The sequence below is a fragment of the Alkalihalobacillus deserti genome (assembly GCF_020734105.1).
In the GTDB taxonomy this organism is placed as follows: domain Bacteria; phylum Bacillota; class Bacilli; order Bacillales; family Bacillaceae_D; genus Halalkalibacter; species Halalkalibacter deserti.
This window is the reverse complement of the sequence record NZ_JAJAFR010000072.1, coordinates 1-574: the sequence shown is the minus strand read 5'-3', so window position 1 is coordinate 574 and position 574 is coordinate 1. Positions and strand designations below refer to the sequence as shown.

Below are 574 nucleotides of genomic sequence, written 5' to 3'. Positions count from 1 at the left end.
CCGCTACTCAGGAAATCGCATTTGCTTTCTCTTCCTCTGGGTACTTAGATGTTTCAGTTCCCCAGGTCTGCCTCCTCGTATCCTATGTATTCAGATACGGGTACCATCCCATTACGGATGGTGGGTTCCCCCATTCGGATACCCTCGGATCAAAGCTCACTTACAGCTCCCCGAGGCGTTTCGCCGTTCGTCGCGTCCTTCTTAGGCTCCTAGTGCCAAGGCATTCACCGTGCGCCCTTTCTAACTTAACCAAATTAAAAAAGGTTTTGTGATTTAAAAATCACGTGAATTCTTGACATGCGCGTTCGATCTTCTCTTATTAAAATAAGATGACGATGAACTTACATGGTTTCTATTTGCATTATCTAGTTTTCAAAGAACCAAGTCTCTAACTTCGCTTTAACAAAGTTAGTTACTTCATATAAGTTGAAAGAAAATGAATTCTTCCAAAACTGAACAAAAGACCAAAGCGCAAACAACCGAGGTTGTTCGTCGACTAGAGTTAAATACTCCATAGAAAGGAGGTGATCCAGCCGCACCTTCCGATACGGCTACCTTGTTACGACTTCACCCC

2 rRNA genes are annotated in these 574 nt (G+C 43.7%); both read right to left on the bottom strand.

Annotation, left to right across the window (positions count from 1 at the left end):
• Positions 1–251 (bottom strand): 23S ribosomal RNA (locus LDX58_RS25705); the annotation flags it as partial.
• Between the two features lie 266 nt (positions 252–517).
• A 16S ribosomal RNA gene (locus LDX58_RS25700) occupies positions 518–574 on the bottom strand; the annotation flags it as partial.